The following is an 18,480-nucleotide window of genomic DNA, read 5'->3' on the forward strand; positions in this document are numbered from 1 at the left end:
AAAGAGGGGTTAGGGGAGATTTATCAATCAGTAATAATGAAATTACGCTTAACTAGTCAGCATCAGCCGAATGGCTGATTTTTTTATGCCTGCAAACTGCGTATTGACCGGCACAGCAAAAAAATCAGGCAGCTGGAAGATAGATGCCGCGGATAAGCCAGCCCCCAATTATTTAAGCCGCCTTTTTGAAGGAAATTCCCTAAAGATAGCCTTGCCAGCTGTTCCTATGCAATTCTCACAGCTAAAAACCGCAGCTGATTTAACCGGAGATAGACGGCTTTGCGAATACTTTTAGGTATTTCATCAGCTGTTTCCGGCAGGTATTAAGCCCTGAAAAACAAAACCAAAATAAACATTAAAATAATCAAATTAAGATATTTCACCTATATTTTTATCCGTATTTAATATTAAAAATACATAAAAATATCACTTAAAACTATACTTTTCATCAAAACCGCCTTACACTCTTGGCCATTCCCATGACGCCTTGACTGTATTCTGAGCGGACAATAATTTTAAAACGCTTAAGCCAAGCCGCCTGTCCGACCTCTGTATTCAGGTGAATTATGAACACTGCTGCTCAACATTTATGGAATAAGCCGTTTATTCTGTGCTTGGCCAATAACCTTTTTCTATTTATTTTCTATTTCGCGCAAACCGCCATTCTGCCCATCTACATTGTGAATGACTTAGGTGGCAGCCTGTCTCAGGCGGGCCTAGCCATGACGCTATTCATGGCTTCAGCCATTGCGGTGCGCCCATTCAGCGGCTTGATTATTGAAAAGCTCGGCGCAAAAAAAACCCTCTATATTTCAGAAACGCTGTTCTGCCTCTTCAGCCTGGCCTATGTCATGGCGGATAATCTGACGGCGCTGCTGCTGATCCGCTTCCTGCATGGCATCTGGTTCAGCATCTTAACCACGGTTGCGGTGCCGATTGCCCACGAATTTATTCCCGCTGCGCGCAAAGGCGAAGGCATGGGCTATTTTCTGATGTCAATCAATTTAGGCATCGTGCTTGGCCCGCTGCTTGGACTTAGCCTGATTCAAAGCATGCCTTATACTGCCATCGCAGGCATTCTGGCTGGATTCATCGTGCTTGGCTTTATTTTCTGCCTGCTTATTCCTTTGCCTGCCGATAAAAAGCCTGAGCCGCGCGCTGAAAAGCGCAGCATCAGCATTCATGACTTTATTGAATTCAAAGCCCTGCCGGTGGCCCTAATGGCCATGATGATTTCATTCAGCTATGCCAGCATCATGTCTTTTATTGCAACTTTTGCAGAATCCAAACATATGCTTGCTTATGCCAGCATGTTCTTTGCGGTGTTTGCCATTTCCATGATGGTGCTGCGGCCAATAACCGGCAAGCTCTATGACCGCAAAGGGCCAAGCGCTGTGGTCTATCCCGCCTTGATCCTCTTTGCCATCGGGCTGGCGGTTTTAGCTCAAATTGAATCTGTCGCCGGCTTCTTATCCGCCGCGGTATTGATTGGGATAGGATTCGGTTCGGCGCAGCCCTGCCTGCAGACGATTTCCATTCAGCGCTCGCCGAAAAACCGCATCGGCCATGCCACATCCACCTATTTCACCGGTTATGATCTGGGCATTGCGGTCGGCTCAATTGTTATCGGCATGCTGATTGCGAATGCCGGCTACAGCGCGGCCTATCTCTGCTGCGCGGCGCTCGTTCTGGCCAGCCTGCTGTATTATAAATTTGCAGTGGCGCAAAAGCCTGCTTAACCGGAATGCCAGCCGGTTCAGCTGTCTGCTTTTTTATTTTCACGCCATTCATGCCATTGGATCTGCATAAACGCCATGCGCGGCTTAAGGCATAAAGGGCTGCATGAAAAAGGCATGAATCCATCATGCCTTTATACCTCAGGGATGCTGCAAAATGTTCAGCAGCATTCTGGCCTGCGGCCCTTAAGCCGGTTCCGCCGCCTCTTCTTCAGCTTTTTGCTCAGGCAGCATGCTGAAGTCTGAAGCTGCGCTTTGCAGCAATGGGTTGGCGCGCGGGCTTTTCAGCTTGATCTGCAGGCGCAGCTCATTGGCTGAATCCGCGTTGCGCAAGGCTTCATCGTATGAAATTGCGCCGTCATTATACAGCTCGAATAAAGCCCGATCAAAAGTCTGCATGCCCAGTTCGCGTGATTTCCCCATAATGGCTTTCAGCTCATGAAAATCGCCTTTTAAAATCAAGTCAGAGATCAGCGGCGTATTCAGCATGATTTCCACCGCCGCGCGCCGGCCTTTGCCGTCTTCGGTGCGGATCAGGCGCTGTGAAATCACCGCTTTCATATTGGACGATAAATCCATCAGCAGCTGATTGCGGCGCTCTTCCGGGAAAAAGTTGATGATGCGGTCTAAAGTCTGATTGGCGTTATTGGCATGCAGCGTGCCTAAGCACAAATGGCCGGTTTCGGCGAATGCGATGGCATGCTCCATGGTTTCCCTGTCGCGGATTTCGCCAATCAGAATCACGTCCGGTGCCTGACGCAGGGTATTTTTCAAGGCATTGTGCCAGGAATGGCAGTCCACACCGACTTCGCGGTGGGTAATCATGGATTTTTTATGCTTATGCACATATTCCACCGGGTCTTCCACGGTAATAATATGCCCTGCAGAATGCTCATTGCGGTGGTCAATCAGGGCCGCCAAAGAGGTGGATTTCCCTGAGCCTGTGCCGCCTACAACCAGCACCAGGCCGCGCTTTTCCATAATCACGTTTTTCAGCGATTCCGGCAGCTTTAGCTGGACAAAGTTTGGAATTTCATTGGTGATGGTGCGTATCACCATGCCGGTATTCAGCTGCTGCTGGAACACATTGACGCGGAAGCGCGAAACATTCGGCACGCTGATGGCGAAGTTGCATTCCAGCTCCGTTTCAAATTCCTTGCGCTGCTTTTCATTCATGAGGCTGTAGGCGAATAATTTAGTTTTATCTGCTGTCAGCGCCTGCTGGCCAAAAGCTTTCATTAAGCCCTGATGCTTGATGCTCGGCGGAAAATCTGCGGTAATAAATAAATCAGAACCGCCGTATTCCACGACTTTGGTCAACATATGGAACATTAAGCGGCGCGCGTCTTCCAGCAATTCGGCTGTGTACATAAAAAATTTTCCCCAAATAAATTCAGCAGCGCAAAATCACCGGTCAATTACAGTTTTTATTTTTGCACTGACTTATTATGAAGAAAATCAAATATTTACACAAATATAAATAATTAATTTTTCAATATATTTTTCACGAAAAATGTGCTTCAGATCAAACATCCGCATTATTGCTTGATGCACTGCCTTTTCAGCTCAAAAGGCAGTGCAGTTTTGATCCGGCTCAAGCTGGATGCAGTGAACACGCCCCCTTAAGCGTAGCACCGTCCCGAAGCAAATTCAGCCCTGAACCCTGCTTAGGCGCTGCGCTGCAGCGGCAGCCGCTCAGATTTTCGGCAATCTCCAGCAGCAGATGATGGGTTTTATCCCAGCCTAAACAGCCGTCTGTCACAGACTGGCCATAAGCCATTGCGCAGGAAATTTTCTGCGCGCCATCCAGCAGATGGCTTTCCAGCATCACACCGCGCACATTGCTTAAATGGCGCTCATCGACAATCGTACGCAAAACGTCAGGCTGCAGCATTGGGTTTTTACTGCTGTTGCCGTGGCTGCAGTCAATCACCAAAGCCGGCAGCTCGCCTTTCGCTTTGGCTTTAATCTGCTCAATTTCAGCCAGCCGGTAATTTGGCCCGCTGTTTGCACCGCGCAAAATCAAGTGCGCTTTAGGGTTGCCCTGTGACTCTAAAATGCTTGGCAGGCCCGACTGGCTCATGCCTAAGAACTGATGCGGATGAGAGGCGGACTGAATGGCGTCTAAAGCAATTTGAATCGAGCCGTCTGTGCCGTTTTTGAAGCCAATGCTGTACGGCATATGGCTGGAAATTTCACGGTGAATTTGCGATTCGCTGGTGCGCGCGCCAATTGCGCCCCAAGCCAGCAGATCATCGAAGTATGCAGTCGCTATTGGGCTGAGGATTTCCGAAGCAATCGGCAGGCCCATGGCCGCAATTTTAAGATAGAGTTCGCGTGATTTTTCCAAACCCAATTGCATATTGGATGAACCGTCTAAGTTCGGATCATACAGGAAACCTTTCCAGCCGACTGTTGTGCGCGGTTTTTCAATATAGGCGCGCATGACCAGAAAAATGTGATCAGACACTTGCGCCTGCAGCTGCTTTAATTTTTCTGCGTATTCTAAAGCGGATTCAGTGTCATGGATGGAGCATGGGCCGGTAATCACCAAGAGGCGCTTATCCCTGCCTTCTAAAATATTCTGTATGGTTTCGCGCTGTTCAGCAATTTGCCGCGCAAGCGGATTGGACAAAGGCAATTGCGCCTTGAGCTGATGCGGCAGGCTTAAAATTTTTTCTTTAGCCGTAGATTTTTGTAATGCGGTATTTAGAGCGTTCATTGGCCTTTCCTTGGGACTGCTGATCATTTCGCAGTCCGAGCTTTTATTTGAGCGTTATGGGTCTAATCGATTTCTGGTTAAGTGTTTTAATTTGACTAAAGTAAAACCAATATGCGCTGCTAAAATATGAACAGTTAAATGCCATCATGACGAATTCTCCAAAAAATTTATAAAAATCAAGACATAAAAAAACCTGACCAGGGTTGCCGATCAGGTATCAACTGGTGGGCAACCATTTCTTTGCCCAAACGCGTTCAGGCAATTATCTAAATTGCCAGAAATAATAAGAAGCGTTTGAAATTAGAGGCTGCTTTAACATCTTGATGTCATCAAAAAGTAAGTATCTGGAAATTAAAATACGCTGTATTCAGCGCTTTGACAATAGCTTTTTTTAAAAAAACTGATAAAAAATGAACAAAATCTGTTCATCATTCACATAATGCCTGCCCTTGAAAGGCTGATCAAAAACCGGCGCTATACAGCATGCATGAAACCACTTTTTCGCTTCCGCATCATTTTAATTCAGCTTAAGTTAACTGAGTATCCGCCAAAATGAAGCAGCTGCTATTCAGCCATCAAAAAGCTGAACACCTTTTCTCATTTTTTGGTGCGCAAAATAGTATGCTTCAGCGCGAAAAACCCCAATAAATAGCAAGTGCCAGCCAACTTCAGCACTGACTGGCATTAAACAGTGCTCTGCGGCTTGTCCGCAGGGTCAAAGTTTAAATTTCCGCAGCAGCTCTTTTGCCTTTGCCACAGAATGCTTCGCCTCCGCTTTCCAGTCATTCGGCAATGAGCACTCCGCTAAGCGCATCCAGACACTGGCAAACTGTTTAATAAAGCTGGCTTCGTTATAGCGGATGCCGTATTCCGCGCACAGCGCTTTAATTTTTGGCGCAGCTTCTGCATAACGGTTTGCCGGCATGTCTGGAAATAAATGATGCTCAATTTGATGGCTTAAATTGCCGCTTAAAATATGCAGCCATGCGGTGCCGGAAAAGTTGCTTGAACCGCGGATTTGGCGCAAGCACCATTCTGCGCGGCTTTCATTCTCCGTATTGTCCATTTCAAAGGTTTCTGCATCTTCAGTGAAATGGCCGTTAAAGATCACAGCCGACGCCCATAGGCTGCGGATCACATTCGCTGCGGCATTTCCGGCAAATACAGGAATGGCATTCGGCCCGGCGATGATTGGAAAAAACACATAATCTTTCAGCACTTGGCGCTTCATTTTCATGCGGACTTTGGCCGATTCATTCCACACATCGCGCCAGCTCTTGGTTTTATAGGCGAAAATATCTTCCAAATGTAAATTCTGAATGCCGACATACCATTCAAAGAACAGCATCAGCTGCACAGCTAAAGGAATATTGAATAAAAAGCGCGGCTCCCACGGCTGCGACTCACTGACGCGGATCAGGCCATAGCCGACATCATGATCCATGCCCACAATATTGGTATAGGTATGATGAATATAGTTATGGGTGTATTTCCAGTCATCGCCCGCCGCAATGGTATCCCAGTCATAATTGGCGCCATTTAAGGCCGGATCATTCAGCCAGTCAAACTGGCCATGCATCACGTTATGGCCTAATTCCATATTTTCCACAATTTTGGAAATTCCCAGCAGGCCTGTACCCAGCAGCCATACTGGCGGCAGCCAGCCGGCAAACATCAGCAGGCCGCGTGAAGCAATTTCGCTATAGCGGACAAAATTGCGGATCTTATAAATATACTGCGCGTCTTTTTCGTTCAGGCTGTCCATAATTTCACGGCGGACGGCTTCAATTCTGGCGCCCAGCTCTTCGGTCTGATCTGAGCTTAGATAATGCAGCTTGCTGTTTTCATTCAAATTAACGGGTTTATTCATTTTTTTCTGCCCTGCATTTTTTATAGATTAATCACGACCGGACTGATGGCTTGAGAAATGCACAGCTTAATTTGCGCATTGTTCCGGCTGTCAATTTCACCCGTGAGCATATTTTTTACCGAACCCTGAACCTTGGTGCATGAGCAGGTATTGCAAATGCCCATGCGGCAGCCATGCGCGGGCTTTAATCCAGCCAGTTCAGCGCTTTCCAGCAAATTGCTTTGGGCTTGAAATTCCTGCTGCGCGCACAGGAATTTCACCGGCTGCGACTCCAGGCTTTCATCTGCAGGTATTTGAAAATACTCTGTATACAGCTGCTCAGTTAAAGCCAGTTGCGCATAGAGCTGCTGAATGCTCTGCATCATGGCTAAAGCGCCGCAGGCATAGCAGTCGCGGCTTTTAAAATCTGGAACCCGCTGTTTTAAGAGCGCGGCATCTGCATGCTGTTTCTGCTGCAGCGTATTGATTAAGTGAAACTTAAAATGCGGGTATTGCGCCGCCAAAGCTTGAATTTCAGCGGCGTAGGCACCGTCCCGCGTGAAATAAATCAGGTCAATAGGCTGCTGGCTTTGACGCAAATGCGCTGCCAATAAGGCGTAAATTGCCGTAATGCCGCTGCCGGAAGCCAGCAGCAGCCTGGCCTGGGCCGATGGCTTAAGGACAAATCCGCCCTGCGGCTTGGAAATTTCCACCACAGCGCCCGCCTGCAAGGCTGTTAAGGCATTTGAGACCGCGCCCTGCTTTTTCACAGCAATCGCAATTTGCCCCTGATCTGAAATATCGACAATTGAATAGCTGCGCTGATGGCGCACGCCGCCAATAAGCACTGTCAGCAAAATGCTTTGCCCTGCCTGATAGTCCTGAACTTTAAAATTTTGATTTGGGCGCAGCCGCAGCTGAATAAAGTCAGAGCTTAATGCTTTAACACTGGCAATTTCAGCTTTAATTCTTTTCCATGCCCAAATTGAGTCAAATTTTTCGGCAATGAAATCAACAAAATCTTCGCGGATCCACTCCGGCTTATATTCTGTATTACTCTGCATGCGGCCCTCTCAAAAAATCCGTAGATAATATACAAGTGTTTTTTATTGTGATGCCAAGATAGTGCGCTGCCCGCTTTGAAGCTATGTCAATACGGGACATAATTCGTCTTTTCTGAGTTTTCAGCATTTTCTGTCAGACAAAATGCCATGTTTTCCCATATGCTGACCTGCAGATGGATGCTTTTTATGCGGAAAAAGCTCGTCACGCATCTTGCGCTTCATCATTCAGGATGCGGCTTACAACAGCCAGACATAAAAAAACCAAGCTGGAGCTTTAATGCTGATCAGTTAAGCGTAATTTAATTATTACTCATTGATAAATCTCCCCTAACCCCTCTTTGTAAAAGAGGGGGAATGCTTTTGAATTCAAGACCATTCTAAATTTCAAAATGCTCCCTCCTTTGAAAAAGGAGGGTTGGGGAGGATTAAAAAATCTTAACTGAATAACATTAAGCCGGAGCTTGGTTTTTATTCACTCAATTTTTCAGGTCTGTCCGCAGTCAGTCGGTAAAATGCACCACAGAGCGGATTGATTCACCGGCATGCATTAAATCAAAGGCTTCATTGATTTTATCTAGCCCCATGGTATGAGTGACAAAAGGCTCAAGCTGAATGTCGCCCTTCATGGCTTCTTCCACCATGCCCGGCAGCTGCGAACGGCCTTTGACGCCGCCAAATGCGGTGCCTTTCCATGTGCGGCCAGTCACCAGCTGGAATGGGCGGGTCGAAATTTCCTGACCGGCGCCCGCCACGCCAATAATCACCGACTGGCCCCAGCCGCGGTGCGCGCATTCCAGCGCAGAACGCATCACATTGGTATTGCCGATGCATTCAAATGAATGGTCTACGCCCCAGCCGGTCATTTCCACAATCACTTCCTGCACCGGACGCTCATGGTCTTTTGGATTGACAAAGTCTGTTGCGCCAAACTGCTCAGCCAGCTTGAATTTTTCCGGGTTGGTGTCTACGGCAATAATCCGGCCCGCTTTGGCTTTTTTCGCGCCCTGCACAACGGCTAAGCCAATGCCGCCCAAGCCAAACACGGCCACGCTGTCGCCTTCCTGAACTTTTGCGGTATTTTTTACCGCGCCCAGGCCGGTGGTGACGCCACAGCCCAGCAGGCAGACCTGCTCAGGGTTGGCTTCAGGGTTGATTTTCGCCAGGGAAACTTCGGCAACAACAGTATATTCAGAGAAAGTGGAACAGCCCATATAGTGGTAAATTGGCTGGCCATTATAGGAAAAGCGCGTGGTGCCGTCCGGCATTAAGCCTTTGCCCTGTGTGGCGCGGACAGCAACGCAAAGATTGGTTTTCCCAGACGTGCAGAACAGGCATTCGCCGCATTCCGCCGTATAAAGCGGAATCACATGATCGCCCGGCTTGACGCTGGTTACGCCCTCGCCGACTTCGACCACAACGCCGGCGCCTTCATGGCCAAGCACCGCCGGAAATACGCCTTCCGGATCATCGCCGGATAAAGTGAAAGCATCGGTATGGCAAACGCCGGTATGGCTGATTTTGACCAGCACTTCGCCGGCTTTCGGCGGCGCAACATCAATTTCCACAATTTCCAAGGGCCGGCCGGGAGCAAATGCGACAGCTGCGCGAGATTTCATGCGGTGAACATCCTTTGTTGGCTAGATTAGCAGTTAACAGATGATCTACAGTAACCCCTTTTTATTGCATGATTCAACCTTTAACATGATGATATTATGACCATATCACTTTTGGATGGCCTTAAAATAAATATGCAGATCCGCTTACCGATTCAAGCTGTTTCATTTGCCTTAATGTTATTGCCGCTCACGGGGTGCAGTTTGCCTATGAATGAATCTAAACCGGAATCTCCCGCTCAAGTTCATGCCGGACACTGGCTGAATGGAAACAGTGCGGAAGCACAGCTGGCGCAAGGCCTAACCGCCTATCTGGCGCTGGATGACGCCTTTATGAGCATCGCCTCGCGCGTGCATCTGATCCGGAATGCGCAGCGCAGCATCGACCTGCAGTATTACATTTGGAAAGACGATTATATTGGCCACATGGTGCTGCAGGAGCTTTTAAAGGCGGCCGACCGCGGGGTAAAAATCCGCCTGCTGATTGACGATCAAAACGGTACGCAGCTTGACGCTGTGCTGAAGCCCTTGGCTGCCCATCCCAATTTTGAAATCAAGCTATTTAATCCCTATAAGTTCAGAAAGCTGCGCGCGATTGATTATGCATTCCGCTTCAAGAACATCAATCACCGCATGCATAACAAGCTGATTATTGCCGACGGCGCGATTGCGGTGACCGGCGGGCGCAACATCAGCCGTGAATATTTCGATGCCAGCGACAGCTTTCAGTTTACTGACTTGGACATTCTGTTCTACGGCACCGCGGTTCAGCAGGCCAATGCGGTCTTCATCGACTTTTGGAATGACGATTTAAGCTATCCAGTCCCGCAGCTGCTGGGCGCAGGCGCCAAGCCGGATTTGGACAGCCTGCGCAAGGCATACGCGCTGGATGCCGTGCAAAAGAATAAGGTCGAAAACAAAATTGAATTTGCGCAGCAGCAGCTGGACGCCAGTTTAAAGCACCGCGCCTTTAACTGGGCGCCGGCGCACTTTGTGGCAGACAACCCGGATAAAATCCGCGGCCAAGCCAGCGGCCAGCAGCTGATTTACAACCAAATGCTGCGGATTATGGGCGAACCGAAACGGCATATAGAGCTGGTTTCCGCCTACTTTGTGCCGACACGGCGCGGCACAGACTACCTTGCAGGCTTGGCGCAGAGCAATATTAAGGTGCGGGTGCTGACCAATTCTTTCGCCGCCAATGATGTGGCCGTGGTGCATGCATTTTATAAGCAGTACCGGCATGACTTGCTGAAAAATGGCGTGCAGCTGTATGAATTCAAGCCTTATATAGAGCGCAAAAAGCGCACATGGTACGAAGTGATGACCGGCAATGTAATCCCTGCAAAAGGCAAAAGCGCGTCCAGCCTGCATGCCAAATTTTTTGATATCGACGGCATGGTGTTTATCGGCTCTTTCAACTTTGACCCGCGTTCGGCTAATCTCAATTCAGAAGTCGGCTTAGTGGTTGAATCTGAACAGCTGCAGAATGACATTTCTCAAGCCTTGAACCAGTATCTGCCGCAAATTGCCTATCAGCTGAAGCTGAATGAGCGCAATGAAATTATCTGGCTGGATCATCAGCAGGATGGTTCCGTTAAAGAGCACAAAACCGACCCGGACACTACCGGTTTTCAGCGCTTCGCCATGAAAGCGGTGTCCTACCTGCCGGTTGAATGGATGATGTAATGACGTAGCCATTGCATTTAAATACATATAAACCGTTATCTTCAAGTAATAGCGGTTTCTTTAAAATGCAGCCTGCTGCGCGCCAGCCAGATTTCTCAAGCCTGCCGGGCTGATGAAGTCCTGATGATGCATCGCCACCTTCTTATTCAGTTATGAATGCCATTTATACATAAAAAAGATCAGCGGCGGCAAAGGTTTTACAGCCCTGCCGCATTGCTTTAAAATTGCCTGCGCAGTGTTTTTTCCTTTATTTTTCTATTTTGCGATCTCCCTCCAATGCAGTTTTTTGATTTAAGCCGCCAGTTCAATTTAAGCGATATTCTAACCCCGCATAAGACTTTAAAAGACTTAGGCGGCATGCAGTGGACGCTTTCCAAAGTGCGTGTAGAACATGACTGCCTTTCCGGCAGCGATATTTGGGAAGGCCAGGCGGTACTGAAATCCTGCCAGAATATTCAGATTGAGCTGGAATGGCTCATTCAGGACACCAGTTTTGAACTGCAGGTCTTATTCAAAGGCATTGAAACTGCGGCCTGTGACGAAACACTGGTATTGGTGAAAGGCGCGCAGCTGGTGGATGCGGCCCAGCAGCAGCTGTCCGCTCAGGCGCTGAGCTTATGGATTGACGGCACGCTGCTGCCGATGTTGCCGAATATCCGCAAAGAAATTAAAGCCCGGCTGAACCTTTGGGACTATGCGGAATATGATGGCTGAATGATGCGCCGGATATTCCAATCTTTCAGTGTTACAGCAATCTTGCCGCTGCGCCCTCAGCCACCTAATCGAGTTAAATAACTGCCTGCTATCGGCGCCTGATCAATAATTTAGGTATTCAAGCATGCTCGATTGCTTAGCGCGGATTTTTCTTAAAGGCTGCGGCTATGCATGGCCATGCTTAATAGGCTATCTTCGCAAAGCAATAGAAATGCACTCTGTAAAATTTTAAATAAAAACAGGAGAATAAAAATGAATCTGCACAACTGGCAGCATATCCGCAAAGTCGTTGCCGATGCGCAGCGCGCAGCCATGCATTGCTCAATTGCCACAGTGGATCAGCATCTGCAGCCGACCATCACCCCAATTGGAACGCTGTTCCTGCATGAACAGGGCTATTCAGGTTTCTTTTTTGATGCCTATTCAAACGCGCTGGAGGAAAATCTGGCGGCAAACGCCAAAGCCTGCATTCAAGCCGTGAACAGCAGCCGCTTCTTTTGGCTGAAATCGCTGTTTAAAGGCGAATTTCAGGATTATCCCGGCGTGCGCTTATATGCGGAAATTGGCCCATTGCGTCCAGCTTCGGTTGAAGAATCAGCGCGCGTGAATGCGCGGATTAAAGCGCTGCAATGGACGAAAGGCAGCCAAAAAATCTGGTCTGATTTCACCCATGTCCGCGATTTTAAAGCGCATGGCTATAAATGGGTGCAGTATCCTGAAATGATGCCGAAACAGCTGGACTTTTAAATCTTACTTAAAGTAAGCCTATTTCAATAAATAACTGGCGGTAGGCTTCCGCTTTCTTTTCCAAAGCCAGCGGATAAGCCCGTGATGAAGACGGCATGCGGTATAAATGTAAATCACGGCCGGCAAAATGCGTCCGGCTGGACGCGCCAATCACCGGCTTTTCCGCGCTTTCAGGCATCGACAGCATGAGGGTATCGGTGGCCTTGTCGCCCGTGGTCATAATGCTGCGGCAATCCGGCATGCGGGCCAAAAGTGCCTTCAAGTCTGTCGGCGTATGAATCTGCAGAAATTTATCTGAAGCATTGCCCTTCAAGCGGATGACCTGATAGGCCGTATCAAAAATGCCGATGCCTTTTGCATTGAGGAAATCGCGGATCTGCTGCTCTTTAAAGCGTTTATTTTCAATATCCAGAAAATGGTTTTTGTCTTGAAAAAAGCACAGGCCAAAAATTTTCCACATATCATTCTGAAAGTTAGGATAGTAAAAATCCATTTTCCAGCGCGTTTTCGGCGGCGGAAAGCTGCCGAGCATTAAAAGCCTGCCGTTGGCAGGTAAAAACGGCGCCAAGGGATGGGTTTCGATTATGGCTTCAGCAGCGGAATGTTCGGTATCAGTCATGGCGGGTTCATTGAATGCGGTTAAATTTTACAGGCCTGTTTTCAGCAAAGTAAATTTACAGAAAGGCAATTTTTCAGCCAACAAAGGCGAGTTTAAAATTTCCGGCGGATTTTGGCCGCCGCTTCCTGCGCCCATATTTGGTAGATTTCCTTGCTGGGATGAAAGCCGTCAGCCGCCATTTCCAGATTCAGCGACTGATATTTCTCCAGATCATATTCAATCCATTGCATAGCGGGCCTGTGCTGAATAAATTGCGCCAGCTGCTTATTCATTTGCTTGGCGTATTGCCCAAACAGCCAGCCCAGCGGGTTCGGCAGCGCCGGAAACAAATGCATCGGCGGCACACCGGCAGCAATAATCAAACCCGGCGTGAATTTATCTTCAATTAAGCCATAAAATTTCCGCTGCTGCTGAATCCACGCCTCTGCAGACATCAGCTTGGTCACGTCATTGACCCCGACTGAAGTCAAAACCACATCATAATGGCGCGGTTCAAGCGCGCGCACATTTTCAATGGCCTGCGCCGTGCTGTCGCCAGATTTTGCGTGAAGTTTCCAGCTGATTGCATAATCAGCCTGCAGTTCTTTCAGCACCGCGCCCAGCAAAGCGTCTTCCTGCGTCGCTACACCTACGCCGGCCGCCGCCGAGTCGCCTGCAATTAAAATGGATAAGGCTTGTCCGCTGCCGGACTGCCCTTCACGCCTGCCTTCCGGCTCCGGCAAGCGTGGCGTGTTTTTCTTGACGCGCCAGCCTTGAATCACTAAAGCGGGAATTAAAGCAAGGGTGGCTACTTTTAAAATCATCATGGCGTGCCGCTGCAAGGAAGTCTTTAAAAGTTTAGCCGATTGATTCAGCGCATGCATTGACTGAAGCGACAATTGCGCAGCATTTTACACTGGATATTTCACATTTAGGCTGGCAGGCAAATTCAATAATGATTATCATTTACTTTAATTGTATTCACTGTTGAATTGATTTTTATCATGCTGAAAAAAATAAGTTTTGCGCTGTTCAGCAGCGGTTTTGCCTTTTATGCGCCGCAGCTGCAGGCCCAGCCTGCGCCTGTCCATGCCGAAAAGTATGCTTATGCTGCGCCATGTGAATCTGTTCAGCCTGAGAGCCGGCGCCTCAAGCTGCTTCAAGCGCAGCTGCTGGCCAAACCCACGCAGTCAGCCCAAATCATTGAACAATTCTGGCAGGATATTGCGCAGCAAGGCACGCCGCTGGCGGAAAAAATTGACGCGCAAAACAGCCGGATTATTTTCTTATGGCGCGGCGCCGCGCACAATGTGCGCCTGATTGGCGGGCCAAGCAATGACCATGAATGGCTGACCCGCCTGCCCAATACCGATATCTGGTTTAAAGAAGCAATTGTGGACAGCCGGTTTATCGGCAGCTACAGTTTTGCAGTAGATTTGCCTAATGTTGAAGGCTATTTATCCCATTATTGCCCGCATTTAAACCCGGAGCTGAAAGAGTCCCGTGCGCAGCGGCGCGCCGTGCTGCAGGTGCAGAAACTTGACCCTTTCAACCCGCAGACCTATTTGCCTTTAAATGACGCATCCGGCTTAAGAAATGAAAACTATACCGCGCTGGACAGTGCGCCGGCCTTTGCCAATCCGAAGGATTTCCCCGGCATGGCCAGCCCTGAAGTCAAAAGCTATACCTTGAACAGCAAGCTGCTGCATAATCAGCGCACGATTCAAATCTATCAATCTAAACGTACCAACCCCAAGCAGGACTATATTACCGCTATTTTCTTTGACGGCCGGCAGTATGTAGACCTGCTAGATGTGCCGAAAGCCTTGGATATTTTAGTCAGCCAAGGCAAACTTCCGCCAATTCAGGCGGTGTTTGTGTCTGCGCCAGATGACGCGCAGCGCCCCAAAGAGCTGACGCCGAATGCTGAATTTACTGCATTTTTTGGACAGGAGCTGCTGCCGTGGATAGACCGGCACTTGCCGGCTGAGCGCAATAAGCGGAAAACAGTGCTGCTGGGTTCCAGCTTAGGCGGCTTAAGCTCGGCCTATTTGGCTTTGAAGTATCCGCAGGAAATCAGCCACGCCGTGCCGCTTTCGGGTTCGTTCTGGTGGCAGGCGCAAGAAACTGACCTGCCGAATGGCATGAGCAGAATCATCCGGGCGCAGCCGCATCAGCCGAAGCAGCATTGGTTTATTTCCGCCAACAGCTATGAAAGTTCACGCAATAATAATGAGCTGAGCATTTTAGAAACTTCACCGGCCGTGGCTGCTGACTTGCGGGCCAAAGGCCATGATGTCACGTATAAAAGCTATATTGGCGGCCATTCCTATGCCATTTGGCAGGTCACGCTGCAGGAAGCGCTGCTGCATTTTTTTGCTGAATAGCGCTTTATCATTCTGCTGAGCATTTCCGATGCAGGCCTGGCTGCTCACAGCTTCTGCAGGTGTAGCCAAGCGCGGTTCAGCGCAAAAAAAACTGCGGATTTTTCTGATTCCCAGCCTGAAATTGGCTATGCTAAAGGCTAAGCTTTTTAAAGGCTTAGCATTCAAATAAAGCTATAGGGGAAATTGCCGATGATGCATAAAATTGTGGCGGCCAGCCTGCTGCTGGCCAGCAGCCTGCCTGCTTTTGCCTTAAATCCGGCAGAGCAAAAACAGGTGACGCATATCATCCAGCTGTTTAAGCAGAACAATGCGCAAGCGGTTGCGCAAAACGTTCAGTATCCATTGAACCGTGAAGCGCCGCTGCCGGCAATTCAAAATGCCAAAGAAATGCAGCAGCGCTTCGCTCAGGTCTTTGATGCCCAGCTGAAACAGGAGATTGCCCAGTCCAAGCTCAGCCAGTGGGATGCGGTGGGCTGGCGCGGCATTATGCTGGATAGCGGCAAGGTTTGGATGAGTGACGGCAAGATCACCGCCGTGAATTACAGCAGTCCGGCCGAACAGCAGCTGAAGAAGCAGCTGATTGCGCAGCAGAAGCAAAACCTGCACCCCTCTTTGCGCAGCTTTAAAGCGCCGGTTTTCAGCTTTGCGACCCAGAGCTTTGCAGTGCGCATTGACGAGCTGCCAAATGGGCAGTACCGCTATGCCTCATGGAAAGCGGGACAGGCGCAATCGGCAAAGCCGGCATTGGTCTTAAATAAAGGCGCGGTGCAGTTTGACGGCAGCGGCGGCAATCACCACTATGATTTTAAAAACGGCAGCTACACTTATACGGTAGAGCGCAATATTATTGGCGCCAGTGAAACGCCGGAAGTGAATTTAACAGTGAAACAGGCCGGAAAAGTGATTTTAAGTCAGGCCGGCAGCTTGACGGATGCCGAATAAGCCGAAACCGCGCTGCAAAGCATTATTTTGCGGAGTGGCCGGCTGGCGTTTTGCCTGCATCGGCAATGGTTCTGAACGTTAAGCTGATGTGCGGCTGCCGGATGCGCTTGGCAATAGGCAAATGATGCAGCCAGTGGCTCTGCGTCACATCCTTCATCAGCAGCAGGCTGCCGTGTTCCAGCAGCAGCTCAACTTTTTCGCCCGTGCGCTTGTGCTTAAACAGAAAGCGCCGTTCGGCCCCTAGGCTAAGCGAGGCAATTGCGCCGTTCAGCTTCAGATCTTTTTCGCCGTCGCTGTGCCAAGCCATGCCCTCGCTGCCGTCGTGATACAAATTCAGCAGGCAGGAATTGAATGTTTCTCCTGTCCGGCGCTCCACCCAATGCCGCAGCTGCAGCAGCTCTTCTGTCCACAGCAGCGCGTGTTTGGTTGTCTTGGAATAGGTGTAATAGGGCAGATTGCCATACCACGCCACCTTCCTTTTGGTGGCAATACGCTTGCCGAAAATCACCGCTTCATCATGCTGCCATGCTATACGCCGCATCAGCAGCTGAAAAAATTCATCGGCAGCTTTGCTGTTCAGGATTGGCCCGTAATACTGCACCATGCCGTCATACGGCAGCAGGTTTGGCGGCGCATCATTTTGATCAGGCAGGTTCATGCGCTTTTGCTCCTTCCCAGCCAATGATGGCTGTTTTGCGCAGCGCGCCCCATTTATAGCCGCCGATAATGCCCGTTGAGCGGATTACCCGGTGGCAAGGAATTAAAAATGCCACAGGATTGCTGCCAATTGCGCTTCCGACCGCCCGTCCGGCTTTGGGCTGGCCAATCTCCGCTGCAATTTCGCCATAGCTTGAAAGCTGCCCCTGCGGGATTTTCAGCAGGCTTTCCCAGACTTTCAGCTGAAACGCCGTGGCTTTTAAATGCAGCTTGATTTCCGGCAGGGAGTTTGACGCAGAAAAAATGCTTAAAGCGCTTTGCTGCAGAGCATCCCGCTGCTCAATAAATTCAGCTTGTGGAAAGGCCTGAACGAGCTGCCGGCGCGCAAGATGCCGGTCCTGCTCAAAAGCCATATGGCAAATGCCTTTCCCTGTCGATGCAATAATGACCTCGCCAAACGGGGTAGCGCTGAAACTGTAGTGAATTGAAAGATTTCTGCCCTGATTTTTATATTCTGCCGGGGTCATGCCTTCCAGCTGCACAAACAGGTCATGCAGCCGGCTGGGGCTGGACAATCCGGTATCATAAACCGCCTCTGCCGCCGCTTCGGATTTTTTTGATGCCAAAACATTCTTGGCGTATTCCAGACTGATGTACTGGAGGAATTTTTTCGGACTGACGCCTGCCCATGCCTTGAACTGTTTCTGAAAATGAATCGGGCTTAAATGCACAGAGGCTGCTATTTCATCCAGCGCAGGCTGATTTTTGAAGTTTTTATAAATGTATTCAATTGCATCTGCAATCCGTTCATATTGATAGTGATCTTGACCGTCATCCGTTTTCATCATGCATGCCTTCAGTACGCTTTGATAGAATCAAAACATAAATCCGGAACAGAAAAAATCTGAAACTTGTGTTTTGCAGCTTTCGCCATTTTGCGAAAATAAAAAAGCTCCTTGTGGAGCTTTTGCACGCTGAGCGTATAAAAATACAGTCAGCTTGAACAGTCAGCCCAGTTTATTGACTAATTTCAGCGGCAGGACTTTCATCGCTAAGCCCAGCGGCAGCCAAGGCCACTTCGGCACATAGGCTTTGACTGGGGCTTTTTCAATTTCCGCCGCCAATAAGCGCGAACCGGTTTTTTCATCCACTTCAAAAGGCAGCTTTTTCGCGCCTTCATTGATTTCTGTACGGATATAGCCGGGGAAAATAGTGCTGACTTTAATCGGCGTATCAAGCAGTTCCGCGCGGATGCCTTCCGCCAAAGCCGCCACGCCGGCTTTGCTGGCGCCGTAAGCCGTCAAGTGCTTAGGCATGCCGCGCATGGCGCTCATGGAGGAAATCACCACCAGATGGCCTGAATTCTGCGCGCGGAAAATTTCAACAGCTGCTTCGCACTGCGCCAAGGCGGAAATAAAGTTAGTTTCAACTGTCGCGCGGTTCACCTCAAAACTGCCCTTGCCGATGCGCCGCCCGCCGCCAATGCCGGCATTGACAATTACCCGGTCAATCGTGCCGAAGTCTTCTTTAAAAGCGCGGAAAACTTCAAATACCTGATCATAGTCGGTCACGTCCAAAGCCTTGGCAATCACCTGAATGCCGTACTGGCTTTCCAGTTCCTGCTTCAAAGCCTCCAGACGCTCCAAGCGCCGTGCGCAGATGGCCAGATTATAGCCTTTTTTTGCAAATTCGCGCGCCATGCCGGCGCCTATGCCTGAACTTGCGCCGGTAATTAAAATTGTTTTTGCCATGACCTTGCTTC

Annotated in this window: 17 protein-coding genes; 7 read left to right on the forward strand and 10 right to left on the reverse strand. The window is 49.3% G+C overall.

Features of this window, described 5'->3' with window-relative positions; translation table 11 throughout:
- Positions 1-70 precede the first annotated feature (70 nt).
- The gene (locus tag RSA72_RS00005) at positions 71-295 is read left to right on the forward strand and encodes a hypothetical protein (RefSeq protein WP_332623081.1); all 225 of its coding nucleotides are present in this window, start codon (positions 71-73) and stop codon (positions 293-295) included.
- A gap of 271 nt (positions 296-566) precedes the next feature.
- Positions 567-1,739: an MFS transporter gene (locus tag RSA72_RS00010; RefSeq protein ID WP_332623082.1), complete on the forward strand. Its 1,173-nt coding sequence runs from the start codon at positions 567-569 to the stop codon at positions 1,737-1,739.
- A 183-nt stretch (positions 1,740-1,922) separates the two neighbouring features.
- Here the strand turns inward: RSA72_RS00010 and RSA72_RS00015 are convergent, their stop codons facing one another.
- The 5 genes from RSA72_RS00015 to RSA72_RS00035 form a co-directional block, all read right to left on the reverse strand.
- Positions 1,923-3,107: a PilT/PilU family type 4a pilus ATPase gene (locus RSA72_RS00015; protein WP_332623083.1), complete on the reverse strand. Its 1,185-nt coding sequence runs from the start codon at positions 3,105-3,107 to the stop codon at positions 1,923-1,925.
- A 223-nt stretch (positions 3,108-3,330) separates the two neighbouring features.
- Positions 3,331-4,458 carry a 3-deoxy-7-phosphoheptulonate synthase gene (locus RSA72_RS00020; RefSeq protein WP_443098257.1) on the reverse strand — a complete coding sequence of 376 codons (1,128 nt, stop codon included), beginning with the start codon at positions 4,456-4,458 and terminating at the stop codon, positions 3,331-3,333.
- Between the two features lie 715 nt (positions 4,459-5,173).
- Positions 5,174-6,328, reverse strand: a complete 1,155-nt coding sequence (locus tag RSA72_RS00025) for a fatty acid desaturase family protein (protein WP_332632584.1) — start codon at positions 6,326-6,328, stop codon at positions 5,174-5,176.
- Positions 6,329-6,348: 20 nt separating this feature from the next.
- The gene (locus tag RSA72_RS00030; RefSeq protein ID WP_332623086.1) at positions 6,349-7,371 is read right to left on the reverse strand and encodes a ferredoxin reductase; all 1,023 of its coding nucleotides are present in this window, start codon (positions 7,369-7,371) and stop codon (positions 6,349-6,351) included.
- Between the two features lie 500 nt (positions 7,372-7,871).
- A complete protein-coding gene (locus RSA72_RS00035) occupies positions 7,872-8,987 on the reverse strand; it encodes an S-(hydroxymethyl)glutathione dehydrogenase/class III alcohol dehydrogenase (RefSeq protein WP_332623087.1) in 1,116 nt (371 codons plus the stop codon).
- A 132-nt stretch (positions 8,988-9,119) separates the two neighbouring features.
- Here RSA72_RS00035 and RSA72_RS00040 point away from each other — a divergent pair, with 132 nt between their 5' ends.
- From RSA72_RS00040 to RSA72_RS00050, 3 genes are all read left to right on the forward strand, one after another.
- Positions 9,120-10,673, forward strand: coding sequence for a phospholipase D family protein (locus RSA72_RS00040; protein WP_332623090.1), 1,554 nt, complete (start codon positions 9,120-9,122; stop codon positions 10,671-10,673).
- A gap of 276 nt (positions 10,674-10,949) precedes the next feature.
- On the forward strand, positions 10,950-11,387 hold the full coding sequence (locus RSA72_RS00045; protein ID WP_332623089.1) for a hypothetical protein: 438 nt from the start codon (positions 10,950-10,952) through the stop codon (positions 11,385-11,387).
- Between the two features lie 252 nt (positions 11,388-11,639).
- A complete protein-coding gene (locus RSA72_RS00050) occupies positions 11,640-12,134 on the forward strand; it encodes a pyridoxamine 5'-phosphate oxidase family protein (protein WP_332624236.1) in 495 nt (164 codons plus the stop codon).
- A 7-nt stretch (positions 12,135-12,141) separates the two neighbouring features.
- Here the strand turns inward: RSA72_RS00050 and RSA72_RS00055 are convergent, their stop codons facing one another.
- Both RSA72_RS00055 and RSA72_RS00060 read right to left on the reverse strand, forming a co-directional pair.
- Positions 12,142-12,753: a uracil-DNA glycosylase family protein gene (locus RSA72_RS00055; protein WP_332624235.1), complete on the reverse strand. Its 612-nt coding sequence runs from the start codon at positions 12,751-12,753 to the stop codon at positions 12,142-12,144.
- A gap of 92 nt (positions 12,754-12,845) precedes the next feature.
- Entirely contained in the window at positions 12,846-13,556 is a 711-nt protein-coding gene (locus tag RSA72_RS00060) for an SGNH/GDSL hydrolase family protein (protein ID WP_332624237.1), read from the reverse strand.
- A gap of 180 nt (positions 13,557-13,736) precedes the next feature.
- On the opposite strand from RSA72_RS00060, the gene RSA72_RS00065 reads away from it, so the two are divergent.
- Both RSA72_RS00065 and RSA72_RS00070 read left to right on the forward strand, forming a co-directional pair.
- Positions 13,737-15,119: an alpha/beta hydrolase-fold protein gene (locus tag RSA72_RS00065; protein WP_332624234.1), complete on the forward strand. Its 1,383-nt coding sequence runs from the start codon at positions 13,737-13,739 to the stop codon at positions 15,117-15,119.
- A 189-nt stretch (positions 15,120-15,308) separates the two neighbouring features.
- Positions 15,309-16,061: a hypothetical protein gene (locus RSA72_RS00070; protein ID WP_332624233.1), complete on the forward strand. Its 753-nt coding sequence runs from the start codon at positions 15,309-15,311 to the stop codon at positions 16,059-16,061.
- 22 nt (positions 16,062-16,083) lie between these two features.
- Here the strand turns inward: RSA72_RS00070 and RSA72_RS00075 are convergent, their stop codons facing one another.
- From RSA72_RS00075 to RSA72_RS00085, 3 genes are all read right to left on the reverse strand, one after another.
- Positions 16,084-16,719 (reverse strand): alpha-ketoglutarate-dependent dioxygenase AlkB family protein, encoded by a 636-nt coding sequence (locus RSA72_RS00075; RefSeq protein ID WP_332632586.1) that lies wholly within the window; start codon positions 16,717-16,719, stop codon positions 16,084-16,086.
- The gene (locus tag RSA72_RS00080; protein ID WP_443098256.1) at positions 16,706-17,566 is read right to left on the reverse strand and encodes a methylated-DNA--[protein]-cysteine S-methyltransferase; all 861 of its coding nucleotides are present in this window, start codon (positions 17,564-17,566) and stop codon (positions 16,706-16,708) included. Before RSA72_RS00080 ends, RSA72_RS00075 begins: the two co-directional genes overlap by 14 nt.
- A gap of 159 nt (positions 17,567-17,725) precedes the next feature.
- Positions 17,726-18,469 carry an SDR family oxidoreductase gene (locus RSA72_RS00085; RefSeq protein ID WP_332623701.1) on the reverse strand — a complete coding sequence of 248 codons (744 nt, stop codon included), beginning with the start codon at positions 18,467-18,469 and terminating at the stop codon, positions 17,726-17,728.
- Positions 18,470-18,480: the final 11 nt, after the last annotated feature.

This window comes from Acinetobacter sp., from assembly GCF_036659555.1.
Classification (GTDB): Bacteria; Pseudomonadota; Gammaproteobacteria; order Pseudomonadales; family Moraxellaceae; genus Acinetobacter.